We start from the raw sequence: 1,086 nt of genomic DNA, 5'->3' as shown, positions 1-1,086 counted from the left end.
GAGAAGACCTGGCCGCTCACGCGCAGCATGAGCGCGCGGATGATGGCGAGCGTCAGCGGGATGGTCAGGCGGAAGCGGCTCCCCTCGCCGATCTTCGAGTCCACGTCGAGCGAACCCTTGAGCTTGTCGACGATGAACTCGCGCACGACGTCCATGCCGACGCCGCGGCCGGAGATCTCCGTGATGATCGCCGAGGTGGAGAAGCCGGCCTCGAAGATGAGGTAGGCGGCCTCGCGGTCCGACATCGCGTCGGCCTCGTTCTGCGTGATGAAGCCCTTGCGCACCGCGGCGGCGCGCACCTTGTCGGGGTCGATGCCCGCACCGTCGTCGGAGATCTCGATGACGATGTGGTCGCCCTCCTGGCGCGCGGCCAGGCGGATGGTGCCCTGCGGCGGCTTGCCGGCGGCACGGCGGACCTCGGGCGTCTCGATGCCGTGATCGACCGCGTTGCGCATGATGTGCACGAGTGGGTCGTTGATCTCCTCGAGGACCTTCTTGTCCAGCTCGGTGTCCACGCCCTCGAGCTCGAGCTCGACATCCTTCTTGAACTGGCGCGCAAGGTCACGCACCGCGCGCGGGAACGAGTTGAACACCGTGGCCACCGGCAGCATGCGCAGGCCCATGCCCTGCTCCTGCAGCTCGGAGACGACGGTTGTGGAGCGCGTGGTGTCCTCGACGTAGCCCTTCGAGAACGAGGTGACCGAGCGGCGCAACTCGGCGATGAGGTCGTCGAGCGCCTCCACGTCGCCCACCACGCCGGCGAGGATCGACTGGTCCTCGAGCTGGATGGCGGACAGGCCGGACTTCAGCCGGACCCAGTGCTGCCATATGTCGGCGAGGTCGTTCACGAAGCCGCGCATCTCGACCGAGCGCTGCTCGGCCTTGATCTGCGAGATGACGACCTCTGACACGAGGTTGAGCAGGTGGTCGACCTGCTGGGTACGGATGCGGATGGTCGCCTGCGTCTTGGTCTTCAGCGCCTCCGCGTCGCCCTTCTTGCCGGCGCCGCCCTCGGCCCCGGGCTCGGCGGCGGGAGCGGCAGCCTCGGGCGCGGGCGCAGGGGACGCCGCAGGCGCGGGCGCAGGG

Annotated in this window: 1 protein-coding gene; it reads right to left on the bottom strand. The window is 69.0% G+C overall.

The annotated features are described in order from the left end of the window. Nucleotides 1–1,086, bottom strand: a 1,086-nt coding sequence (locus FDZ70_11245) for a chemotaxis protein CheA (protein ID TLM65246.1), incomplete at both ends; no start/stop codon positions are given.

Source organism: Actinomycetota bacterium (genome assembly GCA_005774595.1).
Classification (GTDB): Bacteria; Actinomycetota; Coriobacteriia; order Anaerosomatales; family D1FN1-002; genus D1FN1-002.
This window is presented reverse-complemented; position numbering and strand designations above follow the sequence as displayed.